The sequence below is a fragment of the Synechococcus sp. O70.2 genome, assembly GCF_047462135.1.
Lineage (GTDB): Bacteria > Cyanobacteriota > Cyanobacteriia > Thermostichales > Thermostichaceae > Thermostichus.
This window is the reverse complement of sequence record NZ_JANSIS010000001.1, coordinates 177,926-199,827: the sequence shown is the minus strand read 5'-3', so window position 1 is coordinate 199,827 and position 21,902 is coordinate 177,926. Positions and strand designations below refer to the sequence as shown.

Here is a 21,902-nt window from a genome sequence, read left to right as displayed (position 1 = left end):
CTATGCAGGATAGCCGCCTTATTGTTGCTCTAGATACCTCCTCCCTTGAGGAGGCGCTGGAGTGGGTGGAGCGTTTACCCCAAGTGCAGTGGTGGAAGGTGGGCCTGGAGCTGTTTACGGCAGTTGGCCCTCCAATTCTGCAAGCCCTGAAGGAGCGGGGCAAGCGCATTTTCTTGGACCTCAAGCTGCACGACATTCCCCGCACAGTGGGGCGGGCAGTTCGAGTAGCCGTTGGCCATGGGGTGGATTTGCTGACCGTCCATGCGGCCGGCGGGAGCGCCATGTTGCACTCAGCCGCAACGGCCGTCCAGGGCAGTTCCTGTCGGCTGTTAGCAGTTACCCTTTTAACCAGCCTTGGCCCTGAACAGGTGCGGCGGGAGCTGGGCATCGAGCGGGATCCCGGCGACTATGTGTTGCAGTTGGCCCAGCTGGCCTTGGAACAGGGCTTGACGGGGCTGGTCTGTTCTCCTCAGGAGGTGGGGCGGCTGCGCCAAGCTCTGGGGCCGAAGGTTCTGCTGGTAACCCCAGGGATCCGACTGGGGGATCCAGAGGCGGGGGACGACCAGCGGCGGGTTTGTAGCCCTGCAACAGCTCTGCAGGCGGGGGCGGACTATCTGGTGGTGGGTCGCCCCATCACGGCAGCTGCCGATCCTCTGGCAGCCTGGCAGCGCTTTCAGGCGCTGGTGGAGACTGCGGGCTGAGGGTTGGGGAAATGGCGTTGGGAGGCAGGCGGGGAGCCGCTCTAGCAGTGGTTTTGGGACTGTCCGGCCTCGCTCCTACACTAGCCAGGGGAGAAGTCTGTGCCAGCGATCCCCACACTTGGTCTGAGGCCCTGACGGCCCAGTTGCCTTTGTTTCTCAATTTAGCCCTGAGCCGCTCCCGCTCAGAGTTTCAGGTGGTACTCGTGGGTCAGCCGCAGGTCGAGCCTCTTGCTGCCAAGGAGTTGGCGGATAGCCCAGCCGCTTCCACTGCCCAGGGCTTTTGCCTCTACTTCACCACGCTGGAGCGCCGCTTGGTTCTCCCTCGGCAGCCGCCGCAGCCGGACAACCCTCTAGCGGGACGGCGCAGCGAAACCCTGCATCTGGCCTATGAGGCCTGTGTATTGCGGGATAAACCAGGAGATCCCTGGCAGTTGGTGCGCCTCCGAGTAACTGGAGCCGGGATCCCCGTTCGCGACGTTACAAACGGGCTCACCGCCCAAGCTATCCGCCGTTGGCAGCAGTCGGGGTGTCCCTCAGCAGGCGATCTAGAGTTGACTAGGCCCTCTTCTCCGTGAGGTTTCCTCCCGCCATGCCTCCTCAGGGCAAACGGCTACTCCGGCGCCGGCAGCCGGCCAAGCTGAGTTGGATAGGCCCCTGCCTGCTGTGCGGGGGAGTAGGACTGCTCTTTGGGCAACGGCTTCGCCTTCTAGCAGAACCGGCTCAGGAAGCGTGGTGGCGCGTTTTGCCTGCCAGTAGCTCTGGGGGATCCCTTGCTCCGCTGGAACTCCCCCTCTACCACTGGCTGGCAGAGAAACTTTTGCCTTGGCTAGGGCAAAAAAGCGGGATCCCGCCGCAAGGACTGCTGGCAACCTTGTCGACCCTAGCCTGTCTGGCCATCCTACTGTTGTGTTGGAGCTGGGGCAATTTCTGGAGCGCTGGCCTGTGGGGGCTTAGCCCCTGGGTGCTGACCCAGGGGTTGGAGCCGAGCAGCGAGATCCTCGCTCTCCTGGTCTTACTAACTAGCAGCGGCATTAGGCCGGGATCCCGCCTGCGCTGGGAGGGGTTGGCGCTGGCCTGTGGGCTGAGCTACCGAGTTTGGCCCTTGGCCTTGCTCTGGGCGCTGCTGTGGATTAGCCAACACCGGCCGCGGCAAGGGTTGCAGGGATCAGCCTTGCTGCTGTTGGTGATGGGCCTCTCCTGGCTCGGGCGAGCGGAGGGGCTTGGGGATCGCTTCCGGGGAACAGAGACCCTCTCTCCTTCGCTCAGCGGCCCAACTGGCCTGCCTACGCTAGCTACTTTGATGTTGCCCCTAGGGCTAGCCTTGGTGCGGCTGGGCTGGCCTTGGGAAGAACGCCAACAAACTTTGCTCAGCCTGGCCGGCTTGGGCCATGCCCTCTGGATGGGCCTGCTAGCAACTTGGCTGGAGGGTCGGGGGGATCCGCCCCTGTACCTCCTACAACAAAGCGCCCGCTGGGGCCTAGTGGCCCTGCCCTTCTTGTGCCTGAGCGCTGGCGGTGTCTTGGCGGAGATTCCTTGGAGGGGCTGGCGGCGGCTGTTGGGATCCCTGCTTTTGGTCAGCTCGTTCTTGCTGTCGTGGCAAGCGTTGGCCTAGGGCACGATCCCAGCTCCAAACCAAAGCGCTGAGGGGTTGATCAGCCTCTTGCCCCAGCTTTCCAGGGGGATCCCTTTTGTTAAGGAAAAGGACTACAGTTAAGGTCGAGGCGGGTCAGGTGTTCAAAAACGCCACCTCGACGACCCAAGCAGGAGAACAACGTAAGAGATGATGACGGTGCGGGTGCCCCTCGACTACTACCGAATCTTGATGCTGTCGCCACGGGCAGACAAGCATCAGATCGAACAGGCTTACCAAGAGCGCCGCGAGCTCAGGCCAGGCGAACGTTCTTGGCTGGTGGGGTTCTCGCCGCAGGCCGTGGAGGCTCGTGCCCAGCTTGTCCAGGAGGCCGCTTCTGTGCTGCTCGACCCTGAGGCACGGCGCAGCTACGACGAACACCTAACCCTAGCGCATCCCACCCTGACGGTGGACGAGGCCCTTCTGCCGGGAGTGCTGTGCCTGTGCTGTGAAGTTGGAGAGTACCCAGCGGCTTTAAGCTTGGCTCAGCAAATGCTTGATCAAGGACACCCCGCCCGTTCTGATGCCATTTTGGGGCGGGCCGTGGCCCGTTTAGAGCTAGGCCGGGAAGCCTGGCGACAAGGAGCCTATGAAGAAGCCGCGCACTCTTTGCAGACAGGCTTGGCCGAACTGGAGGAGTGTCAGGCTTTTCCTCAGCTCCAGGCAGAGCTCCGCATCGACCTGGGCAAGCTGCGCCCCTACCGCATTTTGCAGCTCCTTGACCCCAATGCCCCAGCTGTCATGGGCAAAGGAGTAGCTGCAGCTCCTGCCCTGGCGCGGCAGCAGGGGCTGGCTCTCCTCAAGGCCATGCTCGACGAGCGGGGCGGCATTGAGGGCGGTGGGCAAGATGGCTCTGGCTTGAGTACGGAAGATTTCTTACGCTTCATCCAGCGCGTGCGCCGCTACCTCACCCTACAAGAACAGCAGGAGCTTTTTGAGCAAGAGGCGGAGCGCCCTTCCTTGGTCGCTGCCTACTTGGCTGCGCAGGTGCTGCTGACAGCGGGCTACGTGGAGAAACGGCCAGCTCTAGTGCGGCGGGCGCGCGGCTACCTGATTCGCCTCGCCCAGCGGCAAGATGTGCATCTGGAGCAAGCTATCTGCAGCTTGTTGTTGGGGCAAACTGAAGAAGCCCTTAGTCACCTACGCGCCAGTCAGGAAACCGAAGCCTTGCAGTTTATTGAGGAGCACTCTGCCGGATCCCCGGATCAATTGCCAGGCCTCTGTCGCTTTACGGAAAAGTGGTTCCAGGATGAGGTATTCCCAGAGTTTTACGCCTTGGATCCTGCCCAGGCTAGCCTGAAAACCTACTTCGACAACCCTCAGGTGCAGGCTTACCTGGACGAGATGCCTAGCCGCGAGAGCTCGCCAGCAGGTACCCTATCTCCACCTCCTACCCTGCCTCTATCCCAACCGCCCGCTGCTGGGGGTGCTAATCACCCGCCTGCTCCCTTCCCGCAGGGAGTTTCCCAAGAGCCGTCGCACTTGCCCAAGTGGCCTGCTCCATGGGACGGGGAGCCAGCCAGCTCTCCCCCATCAGAAGGGAGCCTTCAGGCCTACAAGAGGGGGCTGCAGGAGGTGGAGCGTCACCACCGCAGCCACTTGGGTTCTAGACGAAGTCGGCCTGAGCCTCCTGCTCCTTCCTTCCACCTCCGCTTGGCTGCCGTGGTCGGCGGGGGCATTCTCTCCCTCGTGGTTAGCTGGCAGATACTGCGCAGCCTGTTCACCCCACCACCGCCGCTGGAACAGCCCCAGGTGCAACTGGAGCAGCCACCGGTTACTCTTGAGAATTCGGATCAGGCCAAGCCCTCGCCTGAGCCTGAGTTGATTGGCCCCCTGGCTGAGTGGCAAGGAGTCCAACGGGTGCGGGTGATCTCCAACGATGGCATCAATATCCGCCAGCAGCCTAGCCTAAGCGGAGCCATTGTCGGGACGGCCCCCCGCCAAGCTTTACTGCGGGTGGTAGAGGTGCGAGTAGGTGAAGGACAGGTACCTGTCTGGTTGCGCGTTGAGCAAGAGGGGGCGCCAGGAGGGTGGATTGCCGCTCAATCGGGCTCAACTCGCTTGGTCGAGCGACTCTAAGCCTTTTCTGCCATTTGCCTTGCCCAGGCAATAGCTTGTTTCCCGCTTTCCGGTGGTGGATATTCTGCGCAATGCCCCGCTAGGGATCTATCTGGAAGAGCCGCGCACCTGGCTGCACTGTCTTGACCCGCGGGTGAAGTTGGCCTGGTTGCTTAGCTTTCTCCTCAGCCCAATTTTGGCCAGCAGTGGCTGGCGGCTGGCCGTGGTGGCGGTTCTCCTGCTCTTGACGGTAGCAGCCCGTCTGCCCCGCCGGGTCTGGTCGGGCCAGCTTTCGCTGGTGTTGGCCCTCAGCCTGCTTGCTTTTGGGATCACCAGCTTCGCCCCCGATGGCTTAGGGGTCTTCCCCCAGCCGCAGCGGCAGGATGCGCAGGTGGTGGGCTATGGACTTATCTCCAACTCCAACCTGGAGGTGAAGGAGAGGGCAGCGGCCAGCCAGGCCTGGCAGCAGCAAACCCGTGCCTGGCCAGTTCCCTACCGCTACCGTTTGCTGCAGGTTTCCCTGCTAGGGCGAACGTTTCAAGTCTCGCGGCGTTCCCTCTCTGTAGCTCTGCGGCTGGGTACCCTCATCTTTACCCTGCTCTATGCCACCAATTTGTTCTTGCTGACCACCGCCCCCGAGGAAATTACGGCGGGGATTGCCCGGCTGTTACAGCCTCTCCAGCGCTGGGGCTGGCCGGTTGCCGAGGTGATTCTCACCCTCACCTTGGCCCTCCGCTTCCTGCCGCTGGTGATGGAGGAAGTCCAGAACTTGGTGCGGGCGGTGCGCACCCGCGATGTGCGCTGGGGATCCCTCAGCTTTCGGGGTGGAATGCAAACCCTTCTGGCTTTGGTGGAGCGCTTTTTTGAAAACCTGCTCCTGCGAGCGCAGGAGATAGCGGCGGCCATGCAAGCTCGAGGGCTAACTGGTCCCGACCATCCTCTGCGCTGGCACCGTCTGCAGCTACGGCGGCTAGATCGAGGAGCGCTGGCCCTCCTGCCCCTGTTTTGGCTGCTGAGAGCTTTGTCGCCCTAAAGATAGCGGCAGGAGCAGCTGGGAAACCGAGCGCCCATCAGAGGAGAGGTAGAAAGACAGCTGCCCTCCCAGGCGCTGCACAATCCGCTGGCAAAGGCTAAGCTCCCAGCCGGGGCTGGCCGCTAGCGGGGACTGGAACAAGGGATCGGCAGAGACGACCTGCCGGGGATCCCCTTGCAGGGCTGCCAGCAGGTGGGGATCAAAGCGGCCCTGATCCACCACCAGCAGTTCTGCATAGCCAGAGTGCTCCGCACCGCTCTCGCCAACGGCGACCCGGCTCCACAGATCCAGCCGCCCCCCCTCCGGGCTGCGCAAAGCAGCGGCAACCAGCACCTCCCAGAGGACCATCTCCAGGCGTCCGGGATCCCCCCAGACGGTAAGGCTCAGGTCGCCGTGGGCGCGCGGCCACAGCTTGCGTTTCTGGGCCAGACCCTCCAGCCGGCGCAGGCTCTTGCGCACCAAAGTAGCCACAGACAGCGACTGCAACTGCGGCTGCGCCTGCCAGGTTTCTGCCTGCAACAAGGGCTCCACGGAGGCGGCCAGATCCCGCAGCCCTCTGGCAATTTCCACCACCTTTTGCCAGCGCGTGGCCTCGTCTCCTGGCGTTGCTGGCACCTGGCCTAGGCGGCGCAGGCTGTCCAGCAGGGCGTTTTGCAGATCCAGCAGGCGGCGGTGCTTGTACCAGTTCAGCTCGCTGAGTACCTCCTGCCGCTCCTGCAGCGTTTGTACCCAAAGCAAGCGCCGCAGCGTCCAGCCGCAGGTTTGGGCAATCACTGTCGCTGCCGCCTGCTCCTCCGGCTCCCAAACCTTGTCTGCCTCTGCTCCCAAGATCAAAACCCCCAGTGGCTCCAGACCAGGGGAGTCGCCAGTCTCGGGGCCGCCCTCGCCCAGCGGCAGCAGCAGCCAGGATCCCAGGCCCGTCGAGTTCAACCAGGTGCGGCTGGCAGCTGGGATCTGGTCTTGGGAAAGCTGGAGGGGTCCTCTTGCCTGCAGCGCACGGGTCAGCAAGGGATCCTGGCGATCGATCTCAGTGGGGCCGGTGGGGTAAAACGCGGGGGCGGCGGCAAAAGGCGGCTGCAAGCGGGCCCGGCTCTCCCCTGGCTGCCAACTAACCACCAGCGCCAAGGGGATCCCCAACGCTTGGGCCGTCTGTTGGACGGTGGCGGCGTAGAGCTCCGGCAGGGTAGTCAGGTTCTGCAGCGTCAGACAGGCAGCAACCAGGCCGTTGAACAGTTGCTCTTGCCGTTGCCGCCGCTGTTCCAGTTGGATTTGCCTCAGGATCAGGCCTACGGGTTGGGCGATCCCGCGCAGCAGTTGCCGTTCTTCCCGGCTCCAGGCCCGCCGCTGGGGATGGAGCACGAGGATCAGCCCTTGCGGAAGAGCAGGGGGGGTGGCAGAGCCGCCGACTTCCGTGTGGGTGAGCATGAGGGAACGCACCCCCAGAGGGGCCAGTTCCTGCCGCCAGGAGAGCAGGCGCAGATCTTGGTCGTAGTTTTCTGCCACCACCACCTCGCTGCGCAACAGATCCTGCCAATCTTGCTCGCTTAGGGGGCTAAACTGCTGCGGCAAAGCCTGCTGGCCCTCGCTGCGGTACTCGTAGAAGAGGCGGGGGATAGGTTGGTTGGGATCCAGCGTCAACACCGCTACCGCGGCGGCTTGCAGGCGCTGGCCCAGGCCAACCACCGCTTGCTGGAGAGCCCGCTGCAGCTGGGCCGGGTTGGAGAGGGCCTGGCCTACCTGATGCACGAACTCCTGGTCGTCGGCCAACTGGCGGAGGCGACGATCCAGATTTTCCAGAGGAGTGGCCAAGGCCAGCCCATGGGCGGCAGCGGCCACCAACTGGCGCTCGGCAGCTTGCCAGGTACGGGGCACCTCCGACTGCACCCAGATAAACCCCAGCAGCTCCTGCTGCAGCCGGATTGGGGCGGCCAAAGCCGACTGCGCTCGCCACTGCTGCATCAACTTGAGGGGAACCTCGGCGCGGGTTGTCTCCAGGTCGCCCACCACCACCTGGCCTGCAGCAAGAGAGGAGTACAGGTTTCCCAATTCCCGGAGCGCAAGGCTGCCCTCTCCCATCGGGATTACCCCGGCTTTGGTTCCTCTGGCAGTGGGGGCAGGAGTAGGCCTAGCGGCGCTTTCATGGGGAACAAACCGTCCCTCCCTGGGCTTGTGCCAGTACACCTGGATGTGAACGGCGCCCAAGCAGGACTGCAGCTCCTGGGTAACCAGGCTAACCCGTTCTTGCAAGGATCCCGCCTGGCACATCGCCGCCCCCAATCTCAGGAGCGACTCTTCAAAGCGCTTTTCGGCCTGCCGTTTCCAGGCATCTTCCAGCTTCTGCAAAGAGGCTGCCAACTGCCCCAGCAAAATCCCCAGGAGCGCCTTTTCCTCCTCGTGGGTAGTAGCGCCCCACAGTTGGGATCCCAGCATCAGGATCCCCAGGCAGCGCCGCCGCCCTACCGTAGAGAAGGGGTAGATGAAGCAGCCTTGGATCCCGCCCAGCCGCTTGGCTTCTCGCTGCCAAAGACCCATGCGCGGCTCCTGGGAAAGGTCGGGCACGCTGATGGGCCGCTGCTCGAACACTACCTGCTCGAGGATCTCCCCCGGCTGTAGGGGATACGCAGCTTGCAAGAGAGGTCGATCCTCCTCTCGCAGGGTCACGCCACCTTGGCCCACCAACTGGTGATTGGCAGGGTCGTAGAGGGCTAGCCAAATTAGCGGCGCCCCAAACACTGCCTTGACATACTCCAGCGTGAGCTGAATCAGGGCCTTAGCGTCGGTCTGCTCCCGCATCTGCTGCAAGGTTGCCTGTAGGGCCACTAGCGGAGAGACTGCCCCCCCTCCACTAGAGTGAGGAGAAACAGACTGAACCATAGTTCAAGCATTGGCTGGGCAGGTTTGAGGGAAAGCAGGCCCAGCCACCTCTTGGCTCACCTTAACCCTGCTGTTTCTTGGAAGCCAACATTTCCAAGGCAGTTGGAGATGCCCCTGCAGGGTATTGTCCCTCCTAGGGGGAGAGGGTCAGCAGAGCTAACTTGCAGTCCTCACTGCCTGGTTACGAGAGGGATCCCGCGCAATTTGGACGTATTGGTTACCAGACTTTGCACAAAGCGCTGGAAGCGCTGCCGCAGGTTTTCGTCCCTGAGGTTGCCCTGCTCATCGAAGGCACTCCAAGCCCGCCCGATGGCAATTTGCTCTGGGATCGCCCAACCGTGCAGCCACCGCACAATCAGGCGCATTTGGTTAAGGGTGTCGCTGTTGCTCTCGCCGCCCAAGACACTGATGAGCCCAAAGACCTTGCCCTCCAAGTGCTCAAAGCTCAGCAGATCCAAAGCATTCTTCAGGCTGCCGCTGATGCTGCCGTGGTACTCCGGGCTGGCCAGAATGATCCCATCGGCCTGCTTCATCGTTGCCCGCAAAACCTCCACATCGGGATAGTCGGGGTAGGATTCCGAACCATCGGCAAAGGGCAACTTCATCTGCCGCAAATCAAGAAGGTGCAGCGGTATCCCCAGCTTCTCGAACTCGCGCCGCACTACCTCCAGGGCCCGATAGGTCAGGGAGTTGGGCCGCAGGCTGCCACCAATGGCCACGAAGCAAGGTGCAGAGGCCGCGGCCAGGACGGTTTGAGAGTCGGCGGTGGGGGCTTGCCCAGTTGAAGAAGACATAAGCCGTGCTCACGGATAGATATCAGTTACGCTGCAAACAATCATAACTCATACTAACTCTGTCCTGTGGTCCCTCCCCGATTTCTGCCAATTCCACCCCTCCTAGACCAAGAGCTCTAGGACCAGCGGAGCACCTGCAGCAGGTTGGAAAAATCGTCCCGCCAGAGGGGATCCCCGGCTTGGGGCAGAAGGGGCTGCCAGGGATCCCCGTCGGAACTCTGCAAAGCAAGGGAACCTCTGGCCATCAGCACCCAATGGGAAGGGGCCAGCCCCGCCTGGCGCTGGGCAGCGGTGAGATCTTCCTGGGCTTGATGCCAGGCGGAAAGCTGCAATTCTCTGGCCAAGGCAGCCAACACTGGCGCCAAGTTGAGGTGGCGGTGGGTGATGTTAAAAAGTAGCCAGCCCTGGGGCTTAAGCTTGCTGAGGTAGAGGGTCAGGGCCTCCTGGGTGAGCAGATGCAGGGGCACAGCGTCAGAGCTAAAGGCATCCATCACCAGTAGGTCATAGCTGCCATCGGGGATCCCTTGCAGGCGGAGGCGGGCATCGCCCAGAATCACCCGCACCCGCGCCCGCTGGCTGGCCCAGTCGAGGTAAGCAAAGTAGCGGCCTGCCCAGTTGGCCACGGTGGGATCCAGCTCGAAAAAGGTCCACTCATCCCCCGGCTCGGCGTAGGCGGCCAAGGTGCCGATCCCCAGCCCCAACACCGCAACCTGAGCCGGAGAAGAGCCTAGCTGCGCCCGCCACCGCTGGAGCGCCTGGCCCACCGGCCCTGGGCGGGAAAAATAGGTGAGCGGCTCCAAGGCTTTCTGGGGATCCAGGTTTTGGCTGCCGTGCAGCGTGGTGCCGTGCAGGAGGCTGCGGAAGGATCCCGCCTCGTTGCGGTACTCCACAAGGCGATGGAGGCCGAAGACACTGCGCTCGCTGGCTACCACCTGCAGCCCCGGTGGCAGCCAGAGCTGTCCCAGCAGCAAAACCAAGCCCATGGTCACCCCTAGGCGGCGCGGCCATCCCCTCCTGCCTTCTCTCCCTAGGGCCAGCACCGCCCAGCCCAAGCCCAGCCCTACGGCTGCTCCAAGGTGAAAGAGCGCCTGGAAACGAAAGTGCACCAGCAAAAGGGGCAGGAGCAACCCCAACCCCAGCCCTAGGCCCAACCGTCCTCCCTGGGGCGCCAAGGCTGCCAGCGCCAGGCTCAGGAGGAGTGGATACTCCAGCACCGCCTCAAACACCTGGGGTGCTAGCAAAGCGGCAAACAGGCCCCCCAAGCTCCCTCCCAAAGCCAGCCACAGGTAAAACCGGGTCAACTGCTGGGCTGGCGGCCGACAGCGGACCAACTGGCTGTGGCAGGCCCAGCTCACCAAGCCAAAAGCCCCTAGATGTAGAGGCAACACCGCAAACCAAGGCCTCACCCAGCCCACGACCTGCGCCCCCACCGCCCCGCAGGCCAGCAGAGCTGTCGTTCCCAAAGCCAACTCGTTGGGATGGATGCCGCCGAAGGCCAGCATGAAGGTCACCAGGTAAATGCTCAGGGGGATGGCCCACAGCAAGGGCACCGCCGCCACATCGGTGGTCAGGAGGGTGGTGACTGCCACCACCAAACCCGCCGGTAAGAAGGCCCAGCCAGCCCAGCGCCAGCCCTTCCCCCAGAAGCTAGGCTCCGCCCTGCCGATTGCGACTGGCTCCCCTAGGGCAGAGGGATCTGTCCCCTGTCTTTTTAGCAGCAGCCCCACCCCGCCCAGGAGCACCAGTCCGGCCACCAACGCATAGGCTCCCCTCCAGAGATGGGTTTGCTCAGCCAAAGACAGCCGCGGCTCCAAGAGCAGTGGATAACCCAGCAGTCCCGCCAAGCTGCCGGCATTGCTGGCTCCATAGAGTCCGTAGGGATCCCTCTTACTCTTGCCCAGCCCCCGTTGCAGCAGTGGCGACGTCCCCGAGAGGAGCAATAGCGGCACCCCTGCTCCGACTGCCAAGTTGGCCAAGAGGGCTAGGGGAGGAAAGGCCTCCTCCGGCTGCGGGTGGCTCCTGAACTCAAAAGGCAAAAACTTAAGCCCCGCCAGCATGAGGATCCCGTGGATCAGTACGCCCAGCTCGGGATAGCGGCCCCGCCCCAGCCAATCCGCCCACAGGTAGCCCAATAGCAGGACAAGCTGGAAAAAGGCCAGGCAGGTATCCCACACCAGGGGGGATCCTCCCCACAGCGGCAGCAGCAACTTGCCCACCAACAACTGCCCCCAAAAGAGGCAGAAAGCGCTGGCAAACAACGTAAAGCCAACCAGCCAGACCACCGCCGCTCCCTTCAGCGGGCCTTGACTTGCAAGGGGAAGCGCTGCCTCAGCTCCTCTTCTACCTTAGGCAGCCATTCTTCTTGGAACACCCACACTTGCCCTTGCTGCACGCGGCCATCGGGGTTTTGCGTCAGCTCTAGCCAATACACCAATTGCTTTCCCCGCAGCACCACGCCTTGCGTGGCCAAGGCAAGGCTATAGCCGGGATTGCCAGCCAGGGCCGCAGGGGCCGGGTAGCGGATGACCTCCACTGCCTGATCCAAATCGGCGGCGATCTCCGGGCCATAGACCTCGCGAATAGCTCGAAAGAGATCCTCTGCCGTCAGCCCTTGTGGGCGAAAAAAGGTCATCCGTTCCGAGCGGATCGTCTCCCGATCCAGGGGGTTGATGATCCGGCCTGGTGGGGCGACTGAGGCCAAGAAAGTAAACCGGGATCCATCCGGCTCCACCCGATGGATGTTTAACGTCTCGCCTGGACGGGGCCGCAGCACCGGGTTGTCTTTTACCCAGCTAGCCACCTGACTTGGCGCTTGCCCAGGGATCCCCCAAGCTACTGCCGAAAGGCCCACTGACCAGCAGGTGAGGGCCCAGCCTACCCCCAAAGCCAAACGCCGTTTTCTGCGATTTGGATCTCGACTGGCGAGTTTCCTACCTTGCTTGGCACCCAAGACCCGCCATGGCTTGAAGTCCACTTTCTCACGCCTCCGCACAAGCGAACGCAAGCAAAATGTCAAGCAATACTCCTCCAGTGTATCTGGGGCTCTCAGGCCGCCTGGTGCGCCTAAGCGTGGGCATTGCAGCCAACAGTGGCAGGGATTGTTCAGCGAGATCCCCAAATCCCGGGATCTTGTCCCGCAAAACGTAAAAGATACCTTAGGATTAACAGTAAGCAAATCTCAAACGCATCGAGTCAGCACCTCAGGAGGTAAGCGATGGCTCTTGTTCCCATGCGCATCCTGCTGGATCATGCCGCCGAACATGACTACGGCATTCCAGCTTTCAACGTCAACAACATGGAGCAGATCCAAGCAATCATGCAGGCTGCCCATGAAACCAACAGTCCAGTCATCCTGCAAGCCTCTCGAGGGGCGCGCAAGTATGCGGGCGAACACTTTTTGCGCCACCTGATCCTGGCGGCGGTGGAAACCTATCCCCACATCCCCGTGGCCATGCACCAAGACCATGGCAACAGCCCCGCCACCTGCTACTCTGCCATCCGCAATGGCTTCACCAGCGTCATGATGGATGGCTCCCTCAAAGAAGATGCCAAAACCCCGGCCAGCTATGAGTACAACGTAGCCGTTACTGCTGAGGTGGTGAAGGTGGCCCACGCGGTTGGCGTGACGGTGGAAGGGGAACTGGGCTGCCTGGGGTCACTAGAGACGGGCCGCGGCGAGGCGGAAGACGGCCACGGCGCCGAAGGGGCTCTTAGCCGCGACCAACTGCTTACCGACCCGGATCAGGCGGTGGACTTTGTGGAGCAAACCCAGGTGGATGCGCTGGCCGTAGCCATCGGCACCAGCCACGGCGCTTACAAGTTCTCCCGCCGGCCTACAGGGGACATCCTGGACATCGATCGCATTGCGGAGATCCACCGCCGTCTGCCCAACACTCACTTGGTGATGCATGGCTCCTCCTCGGTGCCTAAAGAGCTCATTGACATCATCAACCAGTACGGCGGCTCTATCCCCGAAACCTACGGTGTGCCCATTGAAGAAATCCAGCGGGCCATCAAAAATGGGGTGCGCAAAATTAACATCGACACGGACAACCGCCTAGCGATTACGGCTGCTGTGCGCCGCGCGCTGGCCGAGAACCCGAAAGACTTTGATCCCCGCTCTTTCCTCAAGCCTTCCATCAAGGAAATGCAAAAGGTGTGCGCCGAGCGCTACATTGCCTTTGGCTGCGCCGGTCACGGCACCAAAATTCCTGTCGTTACCTTAGATGAGATGGCGGCTAAGTACGCCTCCGGCGCTCTGTCGGCTCAGGTGAAGAAGACCGCTGTGGTCTAGGGATCTCGCTTGCCCAGCTTCTCATCGCTCCCCTCTCCTCTGTAAGAGGGGGCTATTTTTTGCACCTCAAACCCTGCCCCTGGCAGTGCGGCAGTTCCAGGTGCAGTTAGCTCCAGGACTCTTCTTGAGGGATCGGGCCTAGGGCCATTGCCTCCCAGAAAGGGGCCGAAGGCTGGTGCAGGACGATGCGATTGCCATCGGGATCCCACAGCTCCACCTCTTGGCCGTGAAAGGCCTGGCGCAGAGGGGAAGGGGAGATTTGGTACTCGGCTAACACCGCCGCTAGGGATCCCAAGTATCCAGCTAGATCCCGCACCTGCAGGCAGAGGCTGGCTGCCCTTCCTGGGACTGCCAACTCTGGCTCACGGCTGTGGTAGAGGCCCAGTCGCAGTCCCGGCAGCCGAAACTCCCCATACACCGGCTCGCCCTGGGGAGGAACCCGAACCTGGGGCGGGATCCCCAGAAGGGCTTGGTAAAAGCGCAGCAAGCGAGGTAAGTTGGGGGTGGCCAAGCTGAACAAAGCCGCGGCAATCTCCATGGCAACCCTAGCCCCCCTTTTGCTTTTCCACTCTCTCCCAAGGTTGAACTATAGTAGGTAGCAAGACTTGCTGCCTCTTTACAAAAAACTGGAGCAACCTACCGTGCTGGGGCTATTTAGCCGCTTTTCCCGTGACATGGGCATTGACTTGGGCACGGCCAACACGCTGGTCTACGTGGCCGGGCGCGGCATTGTCCTGCAAGAGCCTTCTGTAGTGGCCATCGACCAAAACACCAAGCAACTTCTGGCGGTAGGGGAAGAGGCCAAAAAGATGCTGGGCCGTACCCCCAGCAACATTGTTGCCGTGCGCCCTCTGCGGGATGGCGTGATTGCCGACTTTGACACGGCAGAGATGATGCTCAAGCACTTCATCCAGCGGGTACACGGAGGTCATTACCTGATTGCGCCGCGCATTGTCATTGGCATCCCCAGTGGGGTGACCGGTGTGGAGCGGCGGGCGGTGATGGAGGCAGCCCTGCAGGCGGGGTCGCGGGAAGTGTACCTGGTGGATGAGCCGGTAGCAGCGGCAATTGGGGCTGGCCTACCGGTGCAGGAGCCCGTAGGGAACATGATTGTCGACATTGGCGGCGGCACTACTGAGGTGGCTGTCCTCAGCCTGCAAGGGATCGTGCTGAGCGAATCGGTGCGGGTGGCAGGAGATGAGCTGAGCGAAGCCATCATCCAGTACATGAAAAAAGCCCACAATCTTACCATTGGGGAGCGCACCGCCGAAGAGATCAAAATTCAAATTGGCTCTGCCTACCCCACTCAGGAAGAGCTGAGCATGGAAGTGCGGGGGCTGCACCTCCTCTCGGGCCTGCCTCGTACCGTGACGGTCAAAAGCACCGAGATCCGCGAGAGCATGGCCGAGCCTCTCTCAGTGATTGTGGAGGCCATCAAGCGTACCCTGGAGCGCACGCCGCCGGAGCTTGCTGCTGACATCATTGACCGTGGCATCATGTTGGCAGGAGGCGGAGCCCTGCTCAAGGGCCTGGACGCTCTGATTAGCCATGAAACTGGGATCATGGTTCACATTGCCCCCGATCCCCTCAGTTGCGTGGTGCTCGGCACGGGGAAAGTTTTGGAGGATTTCAAAACCCTGGGTCGGGTGTTGAGTGCCAGCTTCAAGGCCTAGCAGGGTTTGCAGCTCTCCATTTTGGGTGGGAGTGGTTAAGAGGAGTAGTGCTTGAGTCGGCTACGCCAATGGAGGCGCAAGGTTGGGGGGCTGCTCCTAGCTACTTTGGCCCTAGGGGCCGCCCTAAGCCTGCGCCAAACGAAGGGATCCCTGCTGGTAGAGGCGTACACTCGGCTCACGGCCCCACTCCGTCCAGTCGTGAATCCCGAGGAGGTGCTCCGGCAGGCCGCTACCCGTGAGCTACAGGCCCTAGTAGCCGAGTTGCAGCACCAAAACCGCGAGCTAAGGCGGCTGCTGCAGCTTGCCGAGCAAGGGCCCCAGGTGAAGATCCCGGCAGCCGTAGTGGGCCGCAGTGCCGATCACTGGTGGCAGCAGCTTACCCTTGACCGCGGCAGCCGGCAAGGGATCAAGGTAGGGGATGTGGTGGTGGCGCCGGGAGGATTGATTGGTCGGGTTGAGGCAGTAACCCCCAACAGCAGTCGCGTGCTGCTCATTAGCGATCCCACCAGTCGAGTGGGGGTGACGCTAAGCCGCAGCCGGCAGATGGGTATCTTGCGGGGCACTGGCAGCCAGGAAGCTATTCTGGACTTTTTTGATAAAAATCCTCAGGTAGAGGTGGGCGATGTGGTGGTCACCTCGGGGCTGAGCAGCCTCTACCCCGCCGGGATTGTCGTGGGAACAGTTCGGGCAATTAACTTAGATGCTAGCCCTGCTCCCCAGGCCACTGTTGAACTGTCGGCGCCGCTAGGGTTTCTAGAATGGGCCTTGGTCTACCCCTATGCTCAACCTGCGGCTTCCCCCTCTTAAACCTCACCTCAACTGGCTGGTTACCGTCCTGTCAGGGCTGTTAGCAGCGGTGGCTCCGTGGTGGCGGGGGCCGGGCTTGGAGCTGGCGGGCTTGACCCCCGATTGGCCTTTGATTTGGGTGGTGTGCTGGAGTGTGCGGCGAAAAGCTTGGCAGGGGGCTGTTGCCGGGATCACCCTGGGGTTTCTGCAGGACGCCCTCACCAACCCCTATCCTACCCATGCTCTGGGGTTAGCCGTGGTCGGGATCCTCGCAGCCAGGTTGCAGAAACAGCGCTATGTGCACGAGGACTTTATCTCCATAGCTTTGATTGTCTTTGGCATGGTGGTGATTGCCGAAACGCTGATGGCGTTGCAATGGATGTGGCTGACGGCCTTTGCCCCGGCAGGCATGGCAAGTTCCCCGCTAGGAAGCCTTGGCAGCGCCGGCCCCCGCTCCCTAGAGAGCATCTGGTGGAACCATCAACGCAATGTCCTTACCTCGGCCATTTTAAGTAGTTTGTGGGCACCGGCTCTGTACTGGCCTCTTAGCCGTTGCTGGCACTCCCAAGAGCGGGATCTGCAGTAGCTGCGGAGGGAAGAGCAAGCTAGCCCAGCACCCAGCGCTGCAGGGCAATGCCAAGGAGCAGGCCCAGGCCGCCAAAGCGCACCACCTGCCAAAAGGTTGCAGGGAGAAACACTTCCAGCAGATAGGCTTGCAGCCGTTCTTCTAGCTGGCTGACTTCCGTCTGGAGCTCAGCCCATTGGTCGGGGGAAAGCTGCGACAGGCGCTCCAGCTGGCGCAGGTCGGCTAGCCGTGCCTGTAAGATCTCAAGCCTTGCTTGCAAAGCCTCAAGCGGATCCGGGGAATCGGGAGGAGCTGTCACGGCTGGGTCTTGGCTGGAGTGAAAAATCCGGTCTGAATTTCGTTGAAGGGCTTGGCTTGGATCACCCCCGGGGGAAGGGGATCCAGCTGGAAAAGAGCCCGAATGGCGTTCTCCACTTCCGTGATGGGGCGGTTGCCGATGGAGTGGTAGACAAGCTTGCCCTGGGAGTCAAAAAGAAGGGTTTGGGGAACTCGGCCGCTATAGTACTGGCCGCGCTCATCGCCTGGCAAAAGAGAATCCACTGAGTAAGGAATGAAATAGACTGCCCGGCCATAGCGAACCTGCAAGCTGGAGAGAGTTGCCGCGTACCGTTTGCAATCGCTGCTGTCGTCGATGTAGTAGACAAGAAGGGCCGGGATCCCTTGTTCCTTCGCCTGCTTTAGGGAGACGCGCGGCGGAACCATGCCCCCATTGGAGCCGTAGAGGGCAAAGATGTTGCCGTCGTAGCGGTCGTCGTTGAGAAGAGCATGGGCAGGCGGAGACAGCCAACCCGTTAACAGGAAACAGGCAACCAGCAGGAGAAGACGGAGCTGCCGCATATTCAAGAGAGGGCCTGTCGGAAAACCCGGCAAGAGGGGACTTCCTCATTGTGCCACTTGCACGGCGCCGCCTTGTTCCCCTGGGCTGGGATCCAGCTTGGGAGCGGTGGATGATGGCCTCCGCCCATCGTCAGGTAGCCGGCGCTATTCGTGCCCCCTAGGCATTGCCAGCAGGCTACGCAGGAGGTTAGCCTTTGGAACAGTCTCCTGGCAGAGCGACTCTAGAGATGCTGCTCTGCGGAGGCCAGCCTAGATGGAAAGCTGTCCATGGGAGGGTCTTGGATCCGGTGTTGCTAGCTGTCGAAGCCGCTGCTTCCGTTGAGCCGCCAGGGGGAGACAACCTCGCTCCTGTGATCTTGGTGGCGGTGCTGCTGGCACTGGTGGTTATCTACTTGGTCAGCCGCATTGCCGGGGAAATAGCCGTCCGCTTCGGCTTTCCTCCTGTCCTAGGAGAGCTAGTGGGGGGTGTCCTGGTGGGCAGTTCTGCCCTGGGGCTGCTGGTTTTTCCCGAGGGGCCGCCTTCTGCTGAGACGTTGCCTGCTTTGGCCCATGCCTCGGCTCTTATGCAACTTTTACAGGCCACCGCTGGCCTTGACGAGGGATCCCTGGTGCCGGTGTTTGCCTCCCAGGCTGAGATCATCGAGGTCCTCTCGGAAATCGGGGTCATTATCCTCCTCTTTGAAATTGGCCTCGAGTCCGATCTGGGGGAACTGTTGCGGGTTGGCCCGCAGGCGGCGGCTGTAGCCGTTATTGGGGTTGCTGTCCCCTTCGCGGCGGGAACACTGGGCCTGCTCTACCTTTTTCATGTGCCCGTCATCCCCGCCATCTTTGCGGGGGCAGCTCTGACGGCAACCAGCATTGGCATCACCGCCCGCGTCTTGGCCGAGCTGCAAAAGCTCACCTCCCCCGAAGGCCAGGTGATCCTTGGCGCCGCCGTGCTGGACGACGTGTTGGGCATTATCATCTTGGCCGTGGTGGCGAGCTTGGCCAAAACCGGCGAGGTTGATGTCGCCGATGTGGGCCTCATCCTTGTCAGCGCTGTCGTCTTTCTGGTCGGCTCTATTGTCTTGGGGCGACTCCTCAGCCCCTACTTTGTGGCTCTCCTCAGCCACCTGAAGACCCGCGGCAACCCCCTTCTGCCGGCTCTGGTGTTGGCTTTCCTGTTGGCCTACGTGGGGCAGGCCATCCACCTGGAGGCGATTCTGGGCGCCTTTGCCGCTGGCTTGATTTTGGGGGAAACGGACAAGCGCCAAGAGCTAGGAGAACAGATCAAGCCCGTTGCCGACCTGCTGGTGCCCATCTTCTTCGTCTGTGTTGGGGCCAAAACCAACCTCGCCGTCCTTAACCCCACCCTCCCTGCCAACCGGGAAGGGTTGATCATTGCCGCCTTCTTGGTTAGTGTTGCCATTTTCGGCAAGCTGGCCGCTGGCCTGGGGGCGTTTGGCAAGCCGGGCCTCAGCCGTTACGCTGTCGGCGTGGGCATGATTCCCCGCGGTGAGGTGGGCCTGGTGTTTGCCGGCGTGGGATCGGCCAGCGGTGTTCTTTCCGACGCCCTCGACGTCAGCATCATTGTCATGGTGATTGCCACCACCTTCGTTGCCCCCCTCTGGCTGCGGGGAGTGCTGGGGGGTGGAGAAGCAACAGCAGCCACCACGGCAGCTCCAGAGGCCCCTTCCTCTCTCCTAGAACTCCAAGCCGAGGTTACAGAGCAAGATCGCCAAGGGGCTGAGGGCACCCTAGAGCCTGTCCCTCCAGCCTCGGAACGGCTGGGTATTCCTGAGAGTTAATGGAACGGTTGCCGCTCCGCCCATAGGCGCCGCCAGATGGTCTGCACCAGCAGCCGGATAGGGTTGCGCCAGCTCGGCTCCCCTTCTGCAACCTTGGCCGCTGCCTGCGCCGGCGGTGCTACTTGGACTGGGGACGGCTCGAACCGCTGCAGCGTGGTTGCCCGCCGATCCAGGACTGGGGTCTTGAGGCTGCGGAAGCTTACCTCCTGGAGGTACTGCTGCAAGTCGGCCTCAGAAGAGCGGCAAACGTAGTATTGCAGCCGCACCTGCTCTCCCAACAGAATTTGATCCCCGTCTTTGAGATCCCAGCTCAAACATCTCTGCCCGTTGACCGAGAGGCCGTTCGTGCTGCGCTTGCCCTCGATATTCCCATCCAGCAAGCGGTAGGTGTACTGCCCGTCCTTTTGCGGTAGCCGCAAGAGCAGGGCGTGTTGACGAGAAACAGCCGCCGAATGAATGACAATGGCGTTGCTGGGATCTCAGGTGGCGGCACTGAGGGCCAAGGCTCGCCTTCCCTGCTCGTCGTCGATCACCAAAACGTGCCAAGTTTGGGAAACTGGGTCGGCAGGCATGGCTTGGGGTTGGCTTGGCCAGGAACGGAGGGGCCAAAGAGGGTCTTCCCTATGCCCCCCTATAATAGGGTAGGGCTTTTTGCCCGCGAGGAATCGTAAACACCGGTCATGACTGCACCTTCCTCCCTTCTCCAGGAGCTTCCTCCGATTTACCCTGGCGTTGCCGTGCGGGTCATCAACCCCAACGATACCTACTACCTCTTTGAGGGCCAGGTGCAGCGGGTTACCGACGACCACGCTGCCGTCCTTTTTGAAGGCGGCAACTGGGATAAATTGGTAACCTTCCGCCTCACAGAATTGGAAGTGGTGGACAAGTCCCGCCGCTAGCTTTGCTTGGGTGTCCCGGGGACTTCCCATGCGCAGCCACTGGCAGGAACCTTTCCTCTGGATCCACGCTGCGGGGATCCTCCTTTTCCCCCTGTGGATAGGGCTAACTGTCATCGGGTTGGCCACGGGGGATCCCCTCCTGCCGGTGGGCGTGGAGCAGGCCGCAGTGGCGGTGGCAGGTATTGGGCCGGTTTTAGCCATGCAGTGGCGCAAGCCCTTCAATGTCTTCAGCCTGTGGGTGGTCGCTTTCCCTCCTGAGGAGCTCTCCCCTGACCAGCGCCGCATCCTGGCTGCTTTTGTGAGCCCGGAACACAGGATCTTGACGGTGTTGGCGGCGTTCCTACTGCTAGAGGTTCTCGAGCGTCTTTACGACTTGGCACCTCTCTTTGCCCCCCTTACTCCCGGCGATGGCAGTCGGCTAGCGGGTCTAGTCATTGCTGCCCTTGGCTTTTGGGGAGCCAATGTGTTTTTGCAGATCCCTCTTGCTGTGGCGCGGGTTCTTTTCTTGAGCGATCTGGAGCTGGCCCAGATCGACCCCATCCCTGCTGAAGAGATTGAAAGCCGCTTTTCCAGCTTTGGCACTCGCCATAACCTTTTGCTACAGCGGCTGCTGCGCCGTTTGGCCAGGATCCCAACCAACCATAAGGCAGGGGTGGAAACTGGTCTGGAGCCCAAATCCCCAGGGCCAGCTTCCTCGGCCAAGACAGCCACACCCTAAAGCCCAGCTTTTCTTTAGCCGAGTTTTGAGGGCAGGTTTCTGCCCCGAAGAGGCTGCAGCTCGATGTTAGATTGGATGGAATCCAGACCATCGGCATTCTCCCGACTTCGAGGCTATTGCACCGGCCATGGCGAGCAACTTTTCCTTCCGCTTCAGGCAATTTGCCCAACGCCTCCGAGAAACCACCCAGCTTCCTCCCTTTTTCACTGACCAAGCCACCAGCGAAACCCAAAACCTGGCCCGGGAGTTGGCCTTGGTGGGGGAATATGCCACCCAGCTCAGCCAGGTGGTGATGGAAGTGGACTTCCTCAACCAGCTCTATACCCGCCTCTTGAACGAGCGAGAAGTGCTGCAGCAGGAAAAAGAGAACTTGGAGGCGCGGGTCTTTGAGTTGCAGCAGGAGCGCAACGAGATCGAGCCCCAGGTGATGCACCTGCGCGAACAACTTAGCCAAGTTGCCTTTCAACTGGAGCAAACCCAAAACCGCGAGCGCAGCCTCAGCGAACGGGAACGACAGCTCTCGGAAATTGTTGCCCAACTGGAGCGCCGTCGAGCTGTGCTCAACCAGGCCATTGAAAACCTTACCAACCAGGAGGCCGACTACACCGTCCGCAACAAAGAGCTGGAAGCGGTGATCAAAGACAACGAGCGCAAAGCTCAGCAATACCTGGAGGCCGTCAACCACTACCGCGCCTACTTGGAAGAGCTAAACGCCCAGATCCAAGAGGCCCAGGCCAAGCTGAAAAGCCTCGGGGTCGAGCCCAAACCCGCTAACCTGCCGCGGCTTGAGGATATGGAAAAGCCAACTCCCATCCCCACACCGCCGCCTTCCCCTCCAATTGGCTACCCACCGCCCCCACCTCAGCAGTCTCCTCCAACCCAGCCAGGTGGCTATTGGCAGGAGAGCCCCTTCGACGACGATCCCTGGGCCTAGCCTGCCGGCAGTTGCCGTTTTGCAGCGGGGTCTAGCGTTCCGCTCTGAAATCCGCTCTGAAAGACTTATACAACCCCGGGCAAAATCAGACTTTCGCTTGGGGTTGAGGCTTTCTTCCTGCTTCAGCGACCCATGGCTAGTGGCACCCCTACCACCCTGCCAGAGGGATCTCCACAGGCGTGACTTCCCCGCGAGCTGCAGGTAGTTGCTCCTTGCCCACATAAGGCACACAGGCTAAAGACGGAGCCAACTTTAGCCTAGGCAAAACGCCTACTCAAGAAGATTACCGGCTAGCCTA

At 61.6% G+C, this 21,902-nt stretch carries 21 protein-coding genes; 13 read left to right on the top strand and 8 right to left on the bottom strand.

Features of this window, described 5'->3' with window-relative positions:
• Positions 1-2: 2 nt before the first annotated feature.
• The 5 genes from pyrF to NW812_RS00880 all read left to right on the top strand — a co-directional run bounded on the left by pyrF (position 3) and on the right by NW812_RS00880 (position 5,422).
• Positions 3-701, top strand: coding sequence for an orotidine-5'-phosphate decarboxylase (pyrF, locus tag NW812_RS00900; RefSeq protein WP_414393221.1), 699 nt, complete (start codon positions 3-5; stop codon positions 699-701).
• An 11-nt stretch (positions 702-712) separates the two neighbouring features.
• A complete protein-coding gene (locus tag NW812_RS00895; protein ID WP_414393219.1) occupies positions 713-1,276 on the top strand; it encodes a hypothetical protein in 564 nt (187 codons plus the stop codon).
• Entirely contained in the window at positions 1,273-2,313 is a 1,041-nt protein-coding gene (locus NW812_RS00890) for a hypothetical protein (protein WP_414393217.1), read from the top strand. The genes NW812_RS00895 and NW812_RS00890 overlap by 4 nt, the downstream gene beginning before the upstream one ends.
• A 168-nt stretch (positions 2,314-2,481) precedes the next feature.
• On the top strand, positions 2,482-4,410 hold the full coding sequence (locus NW812_RS00885; RefSeq protein ID WP_414393216.1) for an SH3 domain-containing protein: 1,929 nt from the start codon (positions 2,482-2,484) through the stop codon (positions 4,408-4,410).
• Positions 4,411-4,465: 55 nt separating this feature from the next.
• Complete coding sequence (locus NW812_RS00880) at positions 4,466-5,422, top strand: energy-coupling factor transporter transmembrane component T family protein (protein WP_414393214.1); 957 nt, start codon at positions 4,466-4,468, stop codon at positions 5,420-5,422.
• On the opposite strand, the gene NW812_RS00875 is transcribed toward NW812_RS00880, so the two are convergent.
• The 4 genes from NW812_RS00875 to NW812_RS00860 form a co-directional block, all read right to left on the bottom strand.
• Entirely contained in the window at positions 5,360-8,296 is a 2,937-nt protein-coding gene (locus NW812_RS00875) for a GAF domain-containing protein (protein WP_414393213.1), read from the bottom strand. The two genes, NW812_RS00880 and NW812_RS00875, sit on opposite strands and share 63 nt — an antisense overlap.
• A gap of 170 nt (positions 8,297-8,466) precedes the next feature.
• Entirely contained in the window at positions 8,467-9,090 is a 624-nt protein-coding gene (locus tag NW812_RS00870; RefSeq protein WP_414393211.1) for an NADPH-dependent FMN reductase, read from the bottom strand.
• 116 nt (positions 9,091-9,206) lie between these two features.
• Positions 9,207-11,372 (bottom strand): fused MFS/spermidine synthase, encoded by a 2,166-nt coding sequence (locus NW812_RS00865; protein WP_414393209.1) that lies wholly within the window; start codon positions 11,370-11,372, stop codon positions 9,207-9,209.
• 11 nt (positions 11,373-11,383) lie between these two features.
• On the bottom strand, positions 11,384-11,980 hold the full coding sequence (locus tag NW812_RS00860; RefSeq protein WP_414393207.1) for a hypothetical protein: 597 nt from the start codon (positions 11,978-11,980) through the stop codon (positions 11,384-11,386).
• Positions 11,981-12,304: 324 nt separating this feature from the next.
• Between NW812_RS00860 and fba the strand changes: the two genes are divergently transcribed.
• Positions 12,305-13,384 (top strand): class II fructose-bisphosphate aldolase, encoded by a 1,080-nt coding sequence (gene fba, locus NW812_RS00855; protein WP_414393205.1) that lies wholly within the window; start codon positions 12,305-12,307, stop codon positions 13,382-13,384.
• 106 nt (positions 13,385-13,490) lie between these two features.
• Here the strand turns inward: fba and NW812_RS00850 are convergent, their stop codons facing one another.
• Positions 13,491-13,922 (bottom strand): VOC family protein, encoded by a 432-nt coding sequence (locus NW812_RS00850; protein WP_414393203.1) that lies wholly within the window; start codon positions 13,920-13,922, stop codon positions 13,491-13,493.
• 106 nt (positions 13,923-14,028) lie between these two features.
• Here NW812_RS00850 and NW812_RS00845 point away from each other — a divergent pair, with 106 nt between their 5' ends.
• Genes NW812_RS00845 through mreD form a run of 3 tightly spaced genes read left to right on the top strand, consistent with a single transcriptional unit; the run spans position 14,029 to position 16,429 of the window.
• Positions 14,029-15,057 carry a rod shape-determining protein gene (locus NW812_RS00845; protein ID WP_414393785.1) on the top strand — a complete coding sequence of 343 codons (1,029 nt, stop codon included), beginning with the start codon at positions 14,029-14,031 and terminating at the stop codon, positions 15,055-15,057.
• A 51-nt stretch (positions 15,058-15,108) separates the two neighbouring features.
• On the top strand, positions 15,109-15,864 hold the full coding sequence (gene mreC / locus NW812_RS00840; RefSeq protein WP_414393201.1) for a rod shape-determining protein MreC: 756 nt from the start codon (positions 15,109-15,111) through the stop codon (positions 15,862-15,864).
• Positions 15,836-16,429: a rod shape-determining protein MreD gene (gene mreD, locus NW812_RS00835; RefSeq protein ID WP_414393199.1), complete on the top strand. Its 594-nt coding sequence runs from the start codon at positions 15,836-15,838 to the stop codon at positions 16,427-16,429. Before mreC ends, mreD begins: the two co-directional genes overlap by 29 nt.
• A gap of 19 nt (positions 16,430-16,448) precedes the next feature.
• On the opposite strand, the gene NW812_RS00830 is transcribed toward mreD, so the two are convergent.
• Together NW812_RS00830 and NW812_RS00825 are read right to left on the bottom strand one after the other, a co-directional pair.
• Positions 16,449-16,688 carry a hypothetical protein gene (locus tag NW812_RS00830; protein ID WP_414393197.1) on the bottom strand — a complete coding sequence of 80 codons (240 nt, stop codon included), beginning with the start codon at positions 16,686-16,688 and terminating at the stop codon, positions 16,449-16,451.
• A 35-nt stretch (positions 16,689-16,723) separates the two neighbouring features.
• Positions 16,724-17,299, bottom strand: a complete 576-nt coding sequence (locus NW812_RS00825) for a thylakoid membrane photosystem I accumulation factor (protein ID WP_414393195.1) — start codon at positions 17,297-17,299, stop codon at positions 16,724-16,726.
• A gap of 194 nt (positions 17,300-17,493) precedes the next feature.
• Here NW812_RS00825 and NW812_RS00820 point away from each other — a divergent pair, with 194 nt between their 5' ends.
• Positions 17,494-19,053, top strand: a complete 1,560-nt coding sequence (locus tag NW812_RS00820) for a cation:proton antiporter (RefSeq protein ID WP_414393783.1) — start codon at positions 17,494-17,496, stop codon at positions 19,051-19,053.
• Here the strand turns inward: NW812_RS00820 and NW812_RS00815 are convergent.
• A complete protein-coding gene (locus NW812_RS00815; protein WP_414393781.1) occupies positions 19,050-19,517 on the bottom strand; it encodes an FHA domain-containing protein in 468 nt (155 codons plus the stop codon). The genes NW812_RS00820 and NW812_RS00815 overlap by 4 nt on opposite strands.
• A 216-nt stretch (positions 19,518-19,733) precedes the next feature.
• Here NW812_RS00815 and NW812_RS00810 point away from each other — a divergent pair, with 216 nt between their 5' ends.
• The 3 genes from NW812_RS00810 (at position 19,734) to NW812_RS00800 (ending at position 21,604) form a co-directional block, all read left to right on the top strand.
• Positions 19,734-19,952, top strand: coding sequence for an NAD(P)H dehydrogenase subunit NdhS (locus NW812_RS00810; protein ID WP_414393193.1), 219 nt, complete (start codon positions 19,734-19,736; stop codon positions 19,950-19,952).
• Positions 19,953-19,962: 10 nt separating this feature from the next.
• Complete coding sequence (locus NW812_RS00805; protein ID WP_414393191.1) at positions 19,963-20,670, top strand: low-complexity tail membrane protein; 708 nt, start codon at positions 19,963-19,965, stop codon at positions 20,668-20,670.
• A gap of 127 nt (positions 20,671-20,797) precedes the next feature.
• On the top strand, positions 20,798-21,604 hold the full coding sequence (locus tag NW812_RS00800; RefSeq protein WP_414393190.1) for a hypothetical protein: 807 nt from the start codon (positions 20,798-20,800) through the stop codon (positions 21,602-21,604).
• Positions 21,605-21,902 lie beyond the last annotated feature (298 nt).